At 58.3% G+C, this 17,092-nt stretch carries 17 protein-coding genes and 1 tRNA gene; 12 read left to right on the top strand and 6 right to left on the bottom strand.

The features are described 5' to 3' along the window. The first annotated feature begins 5 nt into the window (after positions 1 to 5). The 7 genes from ACVC7O_RS03375 (at position 6) to ACVC7O_RS03345 (ending at position 6,792) form a co-directional block, all read left to right on the top strand. Positions 6 to 2,021 (top strand): hypothetical protein, encoded by a 2,016-nt coding sequence (locus ACVC7O_RS03375; protein WP_458324681.1) that lies wholly within the window; start codon positions 6 to 8, stop codon positions 2,019 to 2,021. An 811-nt stretch (positions 2,022 to 2,832) separates the two neighbouring features. After that, positions 2,833 to 3,342: a hypothetical protein gene (locus tag ACVC7O_RS03370; protein WP_458324680.1), complete on the top strand. Its 510-nt coding sequence runs from the start codon at positions 2,833 to 2,835 to the stop codon at positions 3,340 to 3,342. Continuing rightward, entirely contained in the window at positions 3,339 to 3,713 is a 375-nt protein-coding gene (locus ACVC7O_RS03365) for a hypothetical protein (RefSeq protein WP_458324679.1), read from the top strand. The genes ACVC7O_RS03370 and ACVC7O_RS03365 overlap by 4 nt, the downstream gene beginning before the upstream one ends. Further along, positions 3,710 to 4,312, top strand: coding sequence for a hypothetical protein (locus ACVC7O_RS03360; protein WP_458324678.1), 603 nt, complete (start codon positions 3,710 to 3,712; stop codon positions 4,310 to 4,312). The genes ACVC7O_RS03365 and ACVC7O_RS03360 overlap by 4 nt, the downstream gene beginning before the upstream one ends. A gap of 13 nt (positions 4,313 to 4,325) precedes the next feature. Continuing rightward, a complete protein-coding gene (locus ACVC7O_RS03355) occupies positions 4,326 to 5,603 on the top strand; it encodes a TIGR02594 family protein (RefSeq protein ID WP_458324677.1) in 1,278 nt (425 codons plus the stop codon). A 90-nt stretch (positions 5,604 to 5,693) separates the two neighbouring features. Beyond that, positions 5,694 to 6,101 (top strand): hypothetical protein, encoded by a 408-nt coding sequence (locus ACVC7O_RS03350; protein ID WP_458324676.1) that lies wholly within the window; start codon positions 5,694 to 5,696, stop codon positions 6,099 to 6,101. 52 nt (positions 6,102 to 6,153) lie between these two features. Further along, positions 6,154 to 6,792, top strand: coding sequence for a hypothetical protein (locus ACVC7O_RS03345; protein ID WP_458324675.1), 639 nt, complete (start codon positions 6,154 to 6,156; stop codon positions 6,790 to 6,792). Positions 6,793 to 7,114: 322 nt separating this feature from the next. On the opposite strand, the gene ACVC7O_RS03340 is transcribed toward ACVC7O_RS03345, so the two are convergent. From ACVC7O_RS03340 to ACVC7O_RS03320, 5 genes are all read right to left on the bottom strand, one after another. After that, positions 7,115 to 8,449, bottom strand: coding sequence for a hypothetical protein (locus tag ACVC7O_RS03340; RefSeq protein WP_458324674.1), 1,335 nt, complete (start codon positions 8,447 to 8,449; stop codon positions 7,115 to 7,117). A gap of 552 nt (positions 8,450 to 9,001) precedes the next feature. Continuing rightward, positions 9,002 to 9,078 (bottom strand) — tRNA-Arg (locus ACVC7O_RS03335). 100 nt (positions 9,079 to 9,178) lie between these two features. Then, positions 9,179 to 10,606, bottom strand: a complete 1,428-nt coding sequence (locus ACVC7O_RS03330; protein ID WP_458326026.1) for a sensor histidine kinase — start codon at positions 10,604 to 10,606, stop codon at positions 9,179 to 9,181. Between the two features lie 13 nt (positions 10,607 to 10,619). Further along, entirely contained in the window at positions 10,620 to 12,038 is a 1,419-nt protein-coding gene (locus ACVC7O_RS03325) for a dihydrolipoyl dehydrogenase family protein (protein ID WP_458324673.1), read from the bottom strand. Positions 12,039 to 12,041: 3 nt separating this feature from the next. Beyond that, positions 12,042 to 12,788: a TVP38/TMEM64 family protein gene (locus ACVC7O_RS03320; RefSeq protein ID WP_458326025.1), complete on the bottom strand. Its 747-nt coding sequence runs from the start codon at positions 12,786 to 12,788 to the stop codon at positions 12,042 to 12,044. 322 nt (positions 12,789 to 13,110) lie between these two features. Between ACVC7O_RS03320 and rpmH the strand changes: the two genes are divergently transcribed. The 3 genes from rpmH to yidD are packed head-to-tail and all read left to right on the top strand — an operon-like array spanning position 13,111 to position 13,926. Continuing rightward, positions 13,111 to 13,245: a 50S ribosomal protein L34 gene (gene rpmH, locus ACVC7O_RS03315; protein WP_037911188.1), complete on the top strand. Its 135-nt coding sequence runs from the start codon at positions 13,111 to 13,113 to the stop codon at positions 13,243 to 13,245. Positions 13,246 to 13,273: 28 nt separating this feature from the next. After that, the gene (rnpA, locus tag ACVC7O_RS03310) at positions 13,274 to 13,687 is read left to right on the top strand and encodes a ribonuclease P protein component (protein ID WP_458324672.1); all 414 of its coding nucleotides are present in this window, start codon (positions 13,274 to 13,276) and stop codon (positions 13,685 to 13,687) included. Then, the gene (gene yidD / locus ACVC7O_RS03305; RefSeq protein ID WP_458324671.1) at positions 13,684 to 13,926 is read left to right on the top strand and encodes a membrane protein insertion efficiency factor YidD; all 243 of its coding nucleotides are present in this window, start codon (positions 13,684 to 13,686) and stop codon (positions 13,924 to 13,926) included. The genes rnpA and yidD overlap by 4 nt, the downstream gene beginning before the upstream one ends. 1 nt (position 13,927) lies before the next feature. Here the strand turns inward: yidD and ACVC7O_RS03300 are convergent, their stop codons facing one another. Further along, a complete protein-coding gene (locus ACVC7O_RS03300; protein ID WP_458324670.1) occupies positions 13,928 to 14,458 on the bottom strand; it encodes a DUF3833 domain-containing protein in 531 nt (176 codons plus the stop codon). Positions 14,459 to 14,554: 96 nt separating this feature from the next. On the opposite strand from ACVC7O_RS03300, the gene ttcA reads away from it, so the two are divergent. After that, entirely contained in the window at positions 14,555 to 15,403 is an 849-nt protein-coding gene (ttcA, locus tag ACVC7O_RS03295; protein ID WP_458324669.1) for a tRNA 2-thiocytidine(32) synthetase TtcA, read from the top strand. A gap of 116 nt (positions 15,404 to 15,519) precedes the next feature. Further along, positions 15,520 to 17,064 (top strand): putative bifunctional diguanylate cyclase/phosphodiesterase, encoded by a 1,545-nt coding sequence (locus tag ACVC7O_RS03290; RefSeq protein ID WP_458324668.1) that lies wholly within the window; start codon positions 15,520 to 15,522, stop codon positions 17,062 to 17,064. The last annotated feature ends 28 nt before the right edge of the window (positions 17,065 to 17,092 follow it).

Below are 17,092 nucleotides of genomic sequence, written 5' to 3'. Positions count from 1 at the left end.
GCGCTATGACACAGTTTGAGTGGGAGCATCGGCCGGAGATTTCTGAGCGGACATTCGAAAGTCCGTACGTCATTTGGTACGAGAAATTCGGCCAGCGCTTCGAGGCTGGCTATCCTGGCGAGCCAGTGAATCAGCAGCCATTCTGGATTAAAGACACGAGCAACGTGGCCGCGACAAAATCGGGGGATCCCGCAGCGGCCCTGGACGGAATTCGGATCACTTCCATGCAGCCTTGGGATCCGGATACAGATGGCTCTTTGATCCCACCCGAGCCGTGGCATCGTGCGCCGCTCAGGCCCGAAAGTGTTCCGCAAAGCTACGACCATTTGGCAGCAGCGCCAAGCCCCGGCCTAGCCAAGCCTCAGCAGGATAAGCAGCTTGTCATCGTTGCCGTAGTCGATGATGCGACCAATTTCGCACATCATAGATTTCAGGGGGCCAACAAGACGTCTCGCGTTGATTATGCGTGGGTGATGGATGGCACGCCCAAAGACCCGGCTGCGCCGACCGTACCGTTTGGGCGCGAATGGTCGAATGCTGAAATTGAGCACGTCCTGAAAAGCTCAGACAGCGAAGATGCGGTTTTGAAAGAGCTTGAGCTCGCAGATTTCGCCCAAAACGAAACGATTGGGCTGACTAAGCGGATTAGCCACGGCACGCATGTTATGGATCTTGCATGCGGTTACGAGCCCGAAGACGAGGACGGGCAAGACCGACGGATCATTTCCGTTCAACTGCCGCGCCGTGTGATCCTTGAAGCGTCGGGGTCTATCCTACATCTCTTTGTAAAAGCCGCCATACGCTACATCGAAGCCCGCGCTCGCGAAATTGCACGTGCGCTTGGTCAGGGTAGCGTCCCACTTGTAGTGAATTTCAGCTATGGGCTGGGTGCAGGCAGCCGTCTGGGCTCGCATCCGGTCGAAAAATGCTTTGCCGAAATCACAGATGCGGGCGACTCGAATGATTCGGTCAACCCGGTGCATGTGGTCCTTCCAGCGGGAAACAGGTTCCGCGCGGATGGGCATGCTGCTCTGATTGCAGATCATAATGGGCAGCATCAGCTGGAACTTGATTGGATGCTCCCCGCACAGGATCAATCGCCCAACTTTTTGGAGATCTGGCTGCCGGGAACAGCCCTAGATCGAACGATCGAACTGGTCCCGCCAAACGCGCGCTTCGGCGCAGCAGCATTAATCCAAGAGAAAGGCGGGTATCTGGAACTGGTTGACAGCGACAGCAAGAAAGGTGTTGCCTGGGCCGCAGCGGATGTCGAACTGGATGCGCAACGAAACAGAGTTGGCAAAATCAGGCTCCTGGTGGCCATTGCGCCCACCTATGTCCCGCGGCTTGAACCGCCATTTGCACCTGCTGGTGTTTGGAAAATTCGGGTCTCGGCAACATTGCGGGCCAATGATGATATTTGTGCATGGATTCAACGAGATGAGCCACCCTATGGCTATCGCAGACCCGGCCAACCTTCGCGGCTTCTGAACCACCAAGAGTCCCGCGCGCAAAAGATCGACAACGAAATTTCCGAATATGTAGACTGGTTTGCTAAGAGCGGGCGCGTGACCGGCTATGGCACCCTCAACGGCATCGCAACCGCCGAAAGCATGATTGTGGTTGCTGGGTATCGGTGGCGGGATGCCTCTTGTGCCAGCTATTCTTCAGCAGGGTCGGACAGTGTCCGATCGCCGGACATGGCAGCAATCAGCGACCGCTCGCGCGTGTTAGGTGGTGTTCTGGCTGCAGGCAGCAGATCGGCGGTGAAAGTGGCATTGAACGGCACGAGTGTGGCGGTTCCGCAGGTCGTCAATGCGCTGACACAAGCCTTGGTCAACAGTTTAGCATTTGGCGGGTCCGATACCGTAAGCTCACTCAACCTTGGCGCCTTGGTCATCAACACTGAGTCTGATCACAATCAGAACAAGATCAATTGGCTACGCGGACGCGATACTCGATTGACGGCAGAGGGTGGCGGCGTCGCTGAGCAGATGGAACGAAGCGGATTTCGCGCCTAGGCGAACGGGCCAGTGCTCTGCGCAACATCCCTGACAGCTAAAATCTACGCGCATCGCACAAACGCCAGGCGCCGCTGTGGCGTAATTGCCGCCCAGTTGGGCTCAGTCTTAACATACGATCTACGGCACTTTCGCACGAGTTTAACGCGCTCTGCACACCACAAATGTGACGGTAGTCTCAACTTAACCTTTGGAGATTCACATGTCTTGCCAACGTTCTCATGGTGCCGCACTCGTCAGCGATGTTCACAACCCGGACGGCTCGAAACTTCAGTGCGCCCCGTTTACCTATTGCGTGCCGGATGCCCCCGGCCCAGCCGGACGACCTAGAGTTTCTGGCGGCTCGTGATGCGTTTGGTACAGCCATGGTCGCACAACCACACAACCAGTTGATAACAGCTAGCGACCGTCGATCCTGATTTATCTGGGACAATTTATCGATCACGATACTACCGCCGGGACCGATCGCGATTAGAGTGAGCTCCAGATTGATGCAGGAACGTTCGCACCGAGGGCGCATGGAGGCAGTGATCGAAGACCGCAAGAATCTCCGCACTGAATCCTCAGGAGTTTAAGCCCGGCAAGCATGCGCCGACTACCTCAATGGCAGATATGCTGCGCGCAGCGGGCCTTTCCTGACATCGCAGGGCTATGCTTGGTGCGCGGGTCCTCATTATCGCTTTTTCTTGCAACATCGAGTGCGATTTCACACCATCTTCACGCGCCGTTCCCGCAAAATTCACGCTGAGTTTTGGATTGTTGATCGACTGGTTCGTGCAGCCGCGAGCCCTTTAGGAACAGTGACTACGTTATGATCTTTGCACCGACACGTCGCAAATTTCAGAAAATCACGCTGGCTATTGATACGTGCAGCAGGAGCGTGGCCTGTTGCCTAGGCCTGCTAGTCTTGCCGGGATGCTCGTTCAATGATTTTGGCTTCGTCAATGTCAACACCCGCGAAACTTATGAGACGCGCACGCGTCATATCGTGGCCAACGGGCTGCGTATTGAGACACGCGGCCCGATGGCTGGTTTGTCTTTCGGCCGGGTCGAAGCCCTGCATCTTCACATCAAATCCTGTGGTCGGCTCGCGCCGCGATTGCACTACCAAGAGACAGCTGGCCTCCAGCTTGTCGCCTCGAGTCTAGAATTCGGGCTGACGCTCGGGCGCCGCGAAGTATTGCTTGCGGCAACCGGCGCTCCGAACGGGGCAAGTGCTGTGCGATTTGACCCCGCCTCACCCGAACGCGCGTCAATCGAGATCAGCCTTCCCGACCAATCGAATTGCCAGCTCCAAAACCAGAGGAAGAACGCATCATGAAGACTGTACCCGCCGCGCTGGCGGCACTTTTCCTGTGCAACTGCACGCCACAAAACCTTTATGTCGCCCACGAGAGTGTGGTCGGCCTAAATGCCAAGGTCAATCAGGCGCGTCAGCAGGGCCAATTGCTGTTTGGCTATGACCGCGACTTTGTGACGATTATTCCGACTAACGTGCCCGTTGAAGACAACGAACAAGAGACCGAGGCTATGGCCCTCGTGCACTGCACACGGCTCGTGGCTGATGGGATTTACCTTGCGGAATACAGGGACTTCACCGCCACTGGCAAAGCAGCTGATCAGATAGCCAATGATCCGGCTCGTATCCGCTCGGCCACCAGTTGTGACCAACTCGCCAAGGAGAACGAATGATGCGTTCATATCTCACGATAGGCTTCGTCGCGACACTGCTGATCAGTGCCTGTTCAGACACTCTCGTTTACGGCGAACGCACGGGCCTGAATATTGCGATCCGCACCGATGCGCCGCAAGGCCAGCCCCTTGAAGTCAACACCGGTCTGCAAAGACGCGTTGTGGGTTATGTGCCGCCCCGCAATCCAGAAGGGAGTGAGGCGGTGAACATGCTTTCTTCCTTCAACCTCAAACGCACACCCGATTCAAACAACAACCCCTTGCTAGCCAAAGTCACCATTGAGACGAGCTTTGCCTCCGGCAAGGCCGCCGTTTCAGCCGGTGGCAACAACGAGGCGGTCCAGGCCATCTTTGAACGCTCGGGAGTCGCCGCGCCAGCAGCGCGGTCTGACCAGCAAAACAGTGCCAAAATTCGCGATTGGTTCATCTCTGAACCAGCTACGACTAACGCCAAAGCGCTGGAATATCTCGATTTCCTCCAGCGTTTCGGTGGCACCTTCGAAAGTGAGGGGGCGGATTTACCTCGTGCATACCAAGCCGTGTCTGACGGCAAAAACGCCGCTTTGAATGCGCAATTCATCACGCTCAAGAAACTCTAGGGAGGAGAAGGTTATGACGGAAGTCGTTGTACACGGCGTCTTGGAGGATCAGGTCGACGGACACAGGAATTTCTGTACTGTTGCAAACGGTATATTCAGCGCACAAAAAGACCCCAATGGCACTTACTCCGTGTCTTGCGTTTTTCCTTATACTTCGGAGAGCGACAGCACTGACTTAAACAGTGACATTGTCGAGACTACGCTTACCTCGCCCCCGGTTGCGATCATGGACACGCCGAACCCAGCGCCTCCGGGTGGGCCGTCCGCTTTTGTTGCGGCCCACAAAACGGCGACCAAGACCATTCTTCTTGTGGACGATGCAGGGCGCGAGTTTTTGCGCGTCGGCGGCTCTCGCTCCTGGCGCAATTTCAACCCTGGCAACATCCGAAAGGGCGATTTTTCAAGTAATAATGGCGCCATTGGCAATGATGGAAGCTTTGCGATCTTCCCGGACAAGACGACAGGGCAAAAGGCAATCGAGGTCCTGCTGCGTGGACGCAGTTACGGGCCTTTGACGTTGGAAGCGGCCATCAGTCGCTACGCGCCGTCATCCGAGAACGACACGGGCGCCTACGTGTCCTTTGTCGCTACGCAAACTGGTCTAAGTCGTGACGCTGTCCTTGATGACCTCAAGATCGCATATATACGGAAGATTACGTCGGCCATAGAGTTGATGGAAGGCTGGACGCAAGGGGAACAGCGCCCGCATTTACCCTCAAGCGGTTTTTCGGACGCAACCCCGCTGGTTGCGGGAAACGGAACAGGTGTGAGCGCAGCAATTGGCGCGGCATCAGACTGGATCGAGGTAGCGCAACGCGAAGCGGCCCTAGACCCGGAGGCCCGCAGCGAGATCGCTGGACCTCAAAGCAATCCACGTATTCTGAACTACTTTGAGGTTGGCGCGTCGTGGTTTGACCCCGAGAATGGCGACGAAACAGACTGGTGTGCCGTATTTGTGAACTACTGTTTGGAAACAAGCGGTTACGTGGGAACGAACCATCCCGGTGCTCGGTCTTTTTTCTGGAATAAGAGAAATCAGTTCATCAAGCTCAATGAACCGCGGAAGTTCTGCATAGCGGTTCGCAGATACGCGCCCTTTATGGATGCAGACTGGACGACGGGCCGGGGTCATGTTGGGTTTGTCGTGGATTACTCAGACACCCACGTCAAATTGCTCGGCGGAAATCAGGGCAACACAGTCAAGGAAAAAGTGTATCCCCGTCGCGTCGAAGCTGCGGATGGAACCGTTGAATCTGAGTTCGTGGCCTTCTTGATGCCAGTTATCAACTAGCGGCGCAAACGCTCGATGATCTTGAGTTCTCGGGGCTGACCTCGGAACAAAATTTCATGTTTTACCAAATTCAGAACAATGGATGACACAATGAAACAAGATAAATCTGAAGATGCACTTGTAGCACGCATTATTGCTGCAAACTCGCAAATTTCGGCCCATAGCCGCTTGAACGACTGGTTTTCTCGCAGCACAGCGGCATGGGAGTTTATTCTGTTGCAGCAACATTCACGCTGCAAGCGCATGCAGCACAAAATCAATAAGTCTGGTCTGGGCTCTTCGCCGATCTTGGCCGCGCGATGCACCAGTGAGGGTGCTACCAGCCCAAACTGGAAATTCACTGACGGCATCAGACGCCCAGGGCGCGGGGCAACTCCGACCTTCGCTGTGGCTGCGCGAACGACTGCTTACGATATCAAATACAGCACCGGCATCTTAGGAGAACCGGCTCAAAGCCACAGAAAAAACACAAACCTCGAACCCATCATACATCTCTGATGGTAGCAAAGAGCAAACTACGTCGTAACTCGCACATAATTGGACAGAATTGATGAATTACTTGCCGTCAGTGATCATTGCCGGCGTCGCTGTCGCTGCTGCCTGGATTTCCTTTGGTATCGGCTTTGAGAACGTCAACCTCACAGCTCTTAGCGTAACGGACATTGGTCAGAAGTTCCTCACCATCATCTTTGTGGCGCTTTTTATTGAGCGAGCGGTTGAGGTCGTAGTGAGTGCGAATCATGGGTCACAAGAGGCCGATTTGACCGACGAAGTCACGGCTGCGCGTATCGTAAAGGAAAACGCTGCCAAGGCGGTGCTGGCAGCGCGGTCCAGTGGCGCGGGCGAGAAAGAAGCTGAAGCCGCGTTTGTTTCTGCTGTTGAGTTGCATCAGCAAAGGGTTTCAGAAGCGGTGAAGGAACTGAAACCTTTGAAAGAAAAGAAAGCCTTCACTGCGACACTCGCGAGCGTGGTAATAAGCGCCTTTGCGGCGGTGATTGGCTTTCGGATACTCGGACAGTTCGTGGAGGGTGAGTTTTCGTCTGCGATCAAAAATGAAACGCAACAGGTTTGGTTCTCCGCTCTGGACATCCTGATCACGACGTTGGTGCTGGCGGGCGGTGCTGACGGGATACACAACACCATAGGGCAGTACTTGAAGCGCCAAGGTGAGCTGACGAATGGGAGTTGATCGATCAGTCCGGCATTTTTGCGAACTAATCGCTCTTTTGACACCTGGCTGGTTCGCAACGTTCAATCACGCAATGGGGCAGTTTTCATTTTCGGGCGAACAGTATCGAACGAGATCTGGAAGTTTACGGCAACCGTCTTTGGATTTTTCACGTTTTTGGCCACCCTGAATGAGCGGATCTTGGTGGGACGTGCAGTATCCGGCAAGATGGGCTCTTTGCAGTCCTTAGCCGCTCAACGTATCAATGACGTTGCCAGCCCAAACTGTACGTGTAGGACGGGTTTTTCACGCATCAAATTCTGTTACCGTCGAAAATGAATACCTAAATCCAACCCCCTTTCATTCGCTTAATCAAGTCCGCAATCTTGTTGTTGAACTTCTCACCGGCCATCGCAGTTACGGCGAACACAGTCACGGGAAGAGCTGACATCCCCACGACTTGTATCAGCACACCAGCCATCCCACTAAACAAAACCCCGTTCGCAATGGCTCTGGCGTTTTCATCACCTGCAATCCACCCTGAGGACTCTTCAAGCTGATCACGAACTGTCCAAGCGCGTTTTTTGACCGCTTCAGAAGATCTTGGGGCTTCCTCTGTTGCTAGTTCAAAGGTCGCGGATGAAAGCTCATTGAGAGAGATTTCGATGTTCTCTAAAAGCGCAATGTTCCGAACTGCGTATGGATCATTTCGTCTTTCTTCCTTTCGTAGGGCGATCTCCTGTGAGACCCGCCCAAGAAGATCGGAAAGCTGAAATCCTATGGCTACTGGATTGTTTTTGATTGCTTGCACTGCTTGAGATCCAGCGCACTTGCGAACATCTGTTTCTCCCTCGAAATTAGAGATGTTCGAAAGACCTCCCGCGCAGGCTGTCGCGGGGCCGTCACTGTGGCCAGGAGCGCGACCAACGTGAACATCTCCCGAATTCTTTGTATCTAACTTGATGGTTCCCTGTGCGGTGGTGTTATTTGGAAGGAGGATTTTCTTAAGTTCTTCCAACTTGTTGATCGGTTTCGCGTCGAGGCGGTCTTGGTACCAACCAATCCAAACCTGCCAATCGTCGTTCACTTGGGAGAGATAGTCTCGAAGCTGAAACCATTTTGTAAGTAGTTCGTCTGGAGTTCCATGAAGTCCTATCGGGTCAGGCCAAAGACAGCGCACACCGAACTGGAAAGCTTGTTCACCTTGTTCAATCAGACGAGCATCATGTCGAATTGCTCTCCAAAACTCTTCGATATCTGCTGCGGCTGCGTAATGTGCGGATCCGAAGGAGCCAATCGCCACCTTTGCCGCTTCAAATGCGGCAGTTGCTGTGTCCGCGGCGCCCACGCTGAAAGCTGTCTGATGATCAGTGTTTGCTGCATCAATGGCTGCGCAAGTCTGATAGGCTTCGTTTGCCGCGTTGGCGATACTCGGTAGGTGAGGCCGAATCTCAGCGTGAAAATCGCTTTGAACTGCACTTGTGACCACGGCGGCAATACAACGGAAAACAGGCAGAACCACTTTCTCCCGTGTCTTCACGCTTGGATCTCCGACGACAGCACTTACTAGCCGTGGCAGTTTCCTGCATGCGATTCGAGAAGCAACTATCAATTCATCGGCTTCGTTGCGTCCCTCGAGCCAGGCGCAAAGCGTAGCTCGGTCAATGATGTCGATCACAAACCGGTCCCTTTCCAATCTGCTCGCTGGAGACTACTCGCTCTTAGTCAACAGATCCAACAGGATGCCTTAAGCATCGGACATTCAGGCATATCGCAGCATTCGTCAAATCTGGGCTCCTCTCCGACCTTAGCCGCAAAGAACATCGAGACGGCAGTGCGTGACGAAGTGAGCTCTTGCTGCGTCTTCTCGAATGACTGCTTTTGTGTTCCGGTAGACTTGGATACTTCTCAAAACTGAGGATTGCGCCCTTAGTGAAGAGCTAGGGGACTTCGTCCCCACGCGCCTGCAACTCAATTAGACAGGGCCGTGTCCTCGGCTCCGCCTGCGGGCCGCGCCTACCCTATCGAATTGAGTTGCACTTGCTACCCCCTACCCTCGCCGGGAGCAGGTTTTAGAGACGAGCGCCCTGAAGGGCTTCGCTCAAAACCTTTTTTGAGAGGGGAAGTCTGACCCGCGAACCCATACTCATCAGAAGCAAAGCTATGCGTCGGCAAAGGAAAGGTTCTGTCGCAAAAGGAAGAACTATGTGTCGCCTCACAAAAGGGGAAGTGGCGGACCGAGGAGGATTCGAACCCCCGACCCCTTGATTCGTAGTCAAGTACTCTATCCAGCTGAGCTATCGGTCCACTGACGCGCGGTTTAGTGCTGTGCGGCGCCTTATGCAAGCCCAATCGGAGCAAAAAGAGCACCAAGCTATGCGCACGCGGATTTGCCTTGCCAGCGCTCTCAGGCCACCTCTTTCCGTGCATCGCCATCAACCGGCCGCGGTGCCAGCGTTCCGTCGCCTTTCGGCAGGCAGATCAGGAACCGCGTCCCCTCAGGCCCGGTGCCGGCGAGTTCAAGCGTACCCCCATGCCCCCGGATCAACTCAGCTGAAATCGCGAGACCAAGGCCCGAGCCGCCTTTGCTTGCCCCACCCTGGAAGGGCGTGAACAGGTGTTCCTGCGCCTTAGGCGGCAAGCCGGGGCCCGTGTCCGTCACCTCGATCCACCAGGCCGCATCGTCTTCGCGGCCATCGACGCTGATTTCTCCCGCCCGACTTGCCGTCATCAACGCCTGGCGCGCGTTGCGAATGAGGTTGGCGAGCACACGGTAAAGCTGTTCCGGGTCTGCGCGAACGGTCATGCCAAAGGGCACTGCGCAGGAAAAGCTGATCTCGGCCTCACCGACCGCAAGTCGCTCGCTGTCGATTACCTCCTCCACGAGATCCGCCAGAGGCAGCACGGTCAGGGTCGGGCTTGGCTCCTCCGCCTTGCCGAAGGCCAACGTGCTCTCGCACAGATGGACAGCACGCGTGATGCTGCCCACCAGTTTCGGTGCCATGCGCTTGACCGTCGGGTCCTCGCTCATCTCGATCCGGTCGGTGAAGAGCTGGGCCGAGGTGAGGATGTTGCGCAGATCATGGCTGATCTTGCTGACTGCACTGCCGAGTTGCGCGAGCCGGTCCTTCTGGCGCAACGCTTGCGTCAGATCCGTCTCCAGCGTCTTCAGCGCTTCTTCCGCCTCCCGCAGCTCGGTCACGCTGGCCGAGGGCGTGATGATCCTGCGCGCATCTTCCGGGGCGGCGGCATAGTTCTGCATATGGCCGACAACACCCTTGATCGGCTTCAGCAGCAGCGCCCGCATGGCCACGAACAGCAGGGACGCGGTGACAATGGAAATCACGGCCGAGAGGATCAGAATACGGATGCCATAGTCGATCATCGCCATGCGCAGCGGCGCCGTCTCCATGGTGATCTCAATCAAGAGCCCGGCATCTCGCACCGGCGCACCAATGACACGGATCACCTCGTTCTCAGGTGACGTAAATCGCGTCAACGCATCGCGGATCAGCAGCACGGGCGAATTGTCCCGCATGTCATAGGTCTGCGAGATGGGCTGCGGCAGATCGGAGGCCAGCATCAGCTGTCTCACCTGGTCGCGGCGCAGCACCACATTGAAAACCCCTGCGTTTTCGAGCAACTCCGCTTCCAGCTCCCGGTCGATCATATCGTCGGCCAGCAGGGCAAGCGAAGCGATCTGCGCCCGCTCCAGCCGGTTCATCAGGTAGTCTTCGCGGAACCGCGCAATCGACGGCACGAAGATGAGCACCTCGGCGATCATCACGAAGATGATCGTCAAGACTATCAGCCGACCTGAGAGCGAATTGAACATGGGCGTCAGCGTTTCACGGGATGAAGCGTTGGACAAGCCCCACGACCCGTTTGACCATGGGACTGTCAAAGAGCCGCGGGCTGAAATAGGCGCCGGCCGCGCGCTTGTTGATCTCGCCAATCGTGGGATAGGGCGCGACCATCGCGGCGATCTGGCTCATCTTCATCTTGTTCGCCAGCGCCAGCGCCCAGAGGTTGATGAGCTCACCCGCCTGATACCCGACAATCGACGCGCCAACGGGGCGGCCCTTAACCACCATCACCTTGATGAACCCTTTTGTCTTGCGCTCGGCAATCGCGCGGTCGTTGTGCTCGTAATGAAACCGCACGACCTCCACAGCCTCGCCATGCGCGTCCTTCGCCTGAGCCTCGGTCAGGCCCACCTGCGCCAGCTCCGGATCGGTGTAGGTGGCCCAAGGGATATGGCTGGTCTTCGCCTTCGACGGCAGCGCGAAGAGCGTCGAGCGGATGATCACGCCTGCGTGGTATCCGGCGACATGGGTGAACTGCAGCCCACCCGCCACATCGCCAATGGCATAGACACGACGGTTCGTCGTGCGCAGGCTGTCGTCCACCTTGATCCCCGTCCGCGTGGTTTCCACCCCTGCGGCCTCGAGGTTCAGCTTCTCGGTGTTGGTCTTGCGTCCCACCGCCATCAACAGATGTGTGCCGGTGATCGACCGTCCATCCTCGGTCACCACCTCGATGGCACCCGCCACGCCCTTGATCTTGGCCGCCTTCGCATCTTCCTCGATCACGACGCCTTCGTCGCGCAGGCTGCTCAGCACCACCTCGGCCAGTTCCGGATCGTCCTTGCCCAGCGCCTTGGCGCCTTCAATCACCGTGACCTTGCTGCCCAGCCGCACATGCGCCTGCGCCATTTCCATGCCGATGGGGCCACCGCCGATGATGAGCAGATGCTCCGGCGGTTCCCGCAGATCGAAGAGGGTCTCATTCGTCTCATAGGGCACGCTGTCGAGCCCGGGGATGGGCGGCACCAGCGGCGCAGACCCGGTGGCGACTACGATGCGCCGTGCGGTGATCACCGTATCCCCAGCCTGCACTTCGGTGGGCGAGATGAAATGGCCAAACTCCCGAATGACCTTCACGCCAAGCCCTTCGAACCGCTCCTGGCTGTCGACCGGTTCAATCTGCGCGATCACATCAGCCACATGATCCTTCGCCGCCGCGTAATCCGCCGCTCCCAACGCGTCCGCCACACCATACTGCGCCGAATGACGCTGCGCATAGGCCGCCTTGCCACTGGCGATCAGCGCCTTGGAGGGCACACAGCCATAGTTCAGGCAGTCTCCGCCCATCTTGTGGCCTTCCAGCAGCACCACGTCCGCGCCCATCTGCACAGCCCCCGCCGCAACGGACAGCCCACCAGAGCCGGCGCCGATGACCAGCACATCCGTCTTGATCCGCGTCATGGCTCAGAGCCCTTTCTTGCCGGTCACGGCCTTGATGATCACCGGCAGCACCGACAGCAGGCTGAGCCCGAGGATCGGCAGAAGGATATGCGGCTCGAATATGATCCCGAGGTTCGGGCTCTCGCCACGCTCGAACACCGTGCCAAGCCCTGCGCCGACCGAGGAATACACCAGCGAGCCGGGAATGATCCCGAGGAATGTGGAAATCACATAGCGGTGCAGCGGCACGGCCAGAAACGCGGGCACCAGATTGGCCACGAAGAACGGCACCACCGGCACGAGGCGCAGGAAAAACAGCATCGACCACTGGTTCTCGTCGATCCCCTCCTTGATCTTGCGCACGGTGCCCTGCGAGGCGTCCATTCGCGCTTTCAGCTTCTCGCCCAAGCCATATCGGGCCGCGAGGAAGATCACTGTGGCCCCAATGGTGGCCGCCGTCACGCTCAAGGCGGACCCGCCAAAGGTGCCGAAAAGGAAGCCACCCGTCAGCGTCGCCACCAGCGCGCCGGGCAGCGAGAACGCAACGATCACGATGTAGGCGATCAGAAACGCCAGCACGGTCATGACAAAATTCGCGTCCCGGAAGGCGATCAGCGCCTCGCGGTTGTCGCGCAGGGCGTTAAAGCTGATGTAGTCCTTCAGGGTGATCGCCCCCACCACCGCGACCCCGAGGATGATGATCAACGGCAGATGCCGCATCAGGCCCGACTTGGGCGCAGGCTCGGCCCTGGATTTGGGATGGTTGGTCATGTCTGACATTACACTGTCCTCTCAGAGCGCGTGTTTCAATTCAATTGGTAGATGACGGCTTACGGGCGCTGGCGATAGCCCCATCACGGGCGCTTGATCTGGCGTGACGGTTTGCAGCGCCAAAACCGCCGCGACCCCACGTAACTGAAACAAGTTGACGTCGCCTTACGCTGAATTGCGCGAAAATATTGCAATATCAGCGAAGATTGCCGTCCACAGGGTTTGACTTGGGGTTCAGACCGCTTTAGAGCACGGGCTTCGAATGACATCCGGGGGCCGATCCGATTCCGCGCCGCTGGACAGCAGACATGGAGACGGAGCGATGAAACGCACCTACCAACCTTCCAACCTCGTGCGCAAGCGGCGCCATGGGTTCCGTGCGCGCATGGCCACCAAAGCGGGTCGCAAGATCATCAATGCGCGTCGCGCCCAGGGCCGGAAGTCGCTGAGCGCGTAAGCCAGCGCCTTTGGCACCTGTAAAAGACATGACGCCGCCGCAGGCCTCTCCGACCCGTGCATCCGCCGGGGGAGACCCGCCTCCGGCGGCGTCGTTGCGTTTGCACACATTGACGAAGCGCGCTGATTTCCAACGCGCCTCCCGCGCGATGCGGGCGGCGATGCCGGGTTTTGTCCTGCAGATGCGTGCCCGTGCGGCTGGCGATGCCGACGGCATCCGCGTCGGCTACACTTGCTCCAAGAAGGTGGGCAATGCCGTCGCCCGCAACCGCGCCAAGCGGCGCCTGCGCGAAGCGGCCCGACAGGTGCTCAGCCGCGAGGGCCGCGACGGCATCGACTATGTGCTGATCGGGCGCCGCGACGAAACGGCCACCCTGCCCTTCACGCAACTGGTGGCCGATCTGCAAACGGCGGTGCAGCACCTGCACGCGCGGCTGAAATGAGCCCCGTCGCCCGCCTGCTCTCTCTGCCTGTCCGCGCCTATCGCCTGCTCTTCAGCCCCTGGGTCGGACACAATTGCCGCTACCAGCCCACCTGCAGCGCTTATGCGCTTGAGGCTCTGGAGAAGCATGGCGCTGTGAAAGGCGCCTGGCTCACGCTGCGCCGGATCGGGCGGTGTCACCCCTGGGGAGCCAGCGGATATGATCCGGTGCCCGATCTAAAAGACCCGACCGACCCATAGGTTAGGACAGTTTCTCGAAGGTGATGATCACCTCGCCGATGTCTACCCCAAAGCGCTTCATGTAGGCCCGGTTCAACACCCGGTCTTCGCTCAAGAGCCACATCCAGTCGTCAAAGGTCACGCGCAGCGTGCCATCCGGCACCGGCAGGTCGATCTCGTACTGCCAATTGAACGTATCGCCCCGCTCTTCGCCGGTTGCCTCGCCGATCACCCCGGGCGCGGTGCCACGCCACGTCTCCGGGCCGGTCTTCTGCAATGTCCAGATGCGCTGTTCGGTGCTGCCGTCTTCATAGATGAAGTCTTCCACCAGGCGCAGGGTCTCCCCGTCCCAGGTGCCTTCGATCTCCACATCGAAACGCCGCCTGACGGTGCCGAAGATGTCCTGGAACTGCCCGAACGCGACCAGGCGCCCGTCGAAGAACTCCTCGAGGTTCAGCTCCCGGCTCGAGAGCGCCTCATCTTCCAGCGACGGCTTGCCCACGCAACCCGCGAGCACAAAGACGCAACTCAGAATGCCGATGATGCGGATCATGACGCTCTCCCTGTCTGATCATTTTACGTCGCGCGTCCGCTTTTGGTTCACCCACATTAGCGGTATAGAGGCGCAAACTCAGACCGGGACGCCCCCATGTTCGACACACCCGAGGATATTCACCCACTCTTTGCCGGTGCACCGTCCACGACGGAATTCAAGAAGCTGCGCAAACGCATCGTACGCGCCACGCGCGAGGCGATTGAGCAGTATGGCATGATCGAACCGGGTACAGAGACGTCCGGCGCGCCCAAGGCACGATGGCTGGTGTGCCTGTCTGGCGGTAAGGACAGCTATACGCTGCTCGCGGTGCTCTACGAGCTCAAATGGCGCGGGCTCCTGCCCGTCGATCTGCTCGCCTGCAATCTCGATCAGGGTCAGCCCGGGTTTCCCGCAACCGTGCTGCCCGAATTCCTTGAAAAGATGGGAGTACCGCACCGCATCGAGTATCAGGACACCTATTCCATCGTCATGGACAAGATCCCGCAGGGCCGCACCTTCTGCGCGCTCTGCTCGCGCCTGCGCCGCGGCCACCTCTACCGCATCGCGCGCGAAGAAGGCTGCAGCGCGGTGGTGCTCGGCCATCACCGCGACGACATTCTCGAGACCTTCTTCATGAACCTGTTTCACGGCGGGCGCCTTGCAACCATGCCACCAAAACTGGTGAACGAAGAGGGTGATCTCTTCCTCTACCGCCCCCTCGCCCATGTGGCCGAAGCGGATTGCGACAAGTTCGCCAAATCCATGGGCTACCCGATCATCCCCTGCGATCTCTGCGGCAGCCAGGACGGGCTGCAACGCCAGCAGGTCAAGGCGATCTTGGATGGTTGGGAGAAAAACAGCCCCGGACGGCGGCAGGTGATGTTCCGCGCGCTGATGAATGCGCGCCCCTCCCACCTGCTCGATCCAAAGCTTTTCGACTTCACCGGGCTGAGCCTGAAATAGACACAGTTTTAGAAAATCCCTGCGCATTAACCGCATTGGCGTTAACGGGGAGGTGAGGGCTGGTGGGCTAGCTTCCGCCGGGTGCAAGACGCATACCGGTCTGAAAAGGAAGTGGAATGGCAGGGCTCTCTTGGGAAAAAGTGGCGCGCGTGCGGGCGGAGATCGCTGGATTTCTGACGCGACCCGCTGCTCTGGCCTGTCTGCCTGCCGTCTCGCTGGCGATCTACTGGATGGGCGGCGACAGCGCCCTGATCGCCGTGGCCGCCGTCATGCCGATGATTTACCTGCTCGCCTTCGGGCCCTCCGGCACCAGTTTTGACCGATCCACCACGCTGCAAAACGGGTTGACGGACAAGAGTGCCTTTGACGATCTGGTGGCCGAGCGCTTCAAGGAATGTCGTGAAACCTCGCTCACTGCGGCGATCTTCAAGATCGAGATCGATGATGCTGCGGAGTTTGCCGACAGGTTCGGACAAACCGCCACGGACACCATTCTCGCCCGCGCAGGCGAGCGCATCTTTGCGGCCCTGCGGGAGGGCGATATCGTTGCCAAGACCGGGGACTACAAGTTTTCCGTCTGCCTCAAGCCCGTGCGCCAACTGGATCTCGAGTTGTGCATTCAACTCGCCGGGCGGCTGCAGGCCACCTTGGAAGAACCGATTTCTCTGGATGGAACGACGGTCTATCTGACCAGCTCGGTCGGCTTTTCCCAGCACACCCACGTGATCAACACCTCCCCCCGTGCATGGATCGAGGCGGCCCGCACCGCGCTGCGCGAGGCACAGGCGCATGGTCCCAACGCGATCCGCGCCTATTCGAGCGAGATGAAGCGGCGGACCGAGACGCGAGCGGAACTCCGTCAGGAAGTGGCCAACGCATTGGAAAGTGGCCACATCCGCCCCTGGTTCCAACCACAGATCTCGACCGACACCGGGCGTGTGACCGGCTTTGAAGCGCTGGCCCGCTGGGATCACCCCGAGCGCGGCATGATCTCGCCCGCCGACTTTCTGCCCGCGATTGAACAGGCCGATATGCTGGAACGGCTCGCCGAGGTGATGATGTATCATGCCTTCGCCGCACTGAAAGCCTGGGACGACTCTGGCGTGGATGTGCCGCAGATCGGGGTCAACTTCGCCGGGCCCGAACTCAAGAACCCCCGGTTGATCGACAAGGTGAAGTGGGAGCTCGACCGTTTTGATCTGACGCCGGAACGGCTCGCGGTTGAGGTCCTAGAAACTGTCGTGGCGCGCGCGCCCGACGACATCATCACCCGCAATATCAACGGGCTGGGGCAGTTGGGCTGCCGCATCGATCTGGATGACTTCGGTACTGGCCATGCCTCGATCGCCTCCATCCGCCGCTTCTCTGTCAGCCGGATCAAGATAGACCGGTCCTTTGTCATGAAATCGGATCGCGACCCGGATCAGCAACGCATGATCAGCGCCATTCTGACGATGGCGGAACGTCTCGGCGTCCAGACCCTGGCCGAAGGGGTTGAGACCGCAGGCGAACACGCGCTTCTGGCCCAATTGGGCTGCGATCACGTGCAGGGGTTTGGCATTGCGAAACCCATGCCTTTCGAAGAGACGGTGGAGTGGATCGCACAGCACAACGCCAAGCTTCAGGACGTGCCGCGCATCTTTGGAAACCGGACGGGCTAAGGTCTGGGCCTACCGGGTCGAACCCATC

It is taken from the genome of Roseobacter cerffii (assembly GCF_054226325.1).
Note: the sequence above shows the minus strand (reverse complement) of the source record. Positions and strands in the feature narration are given on the sequence as shown.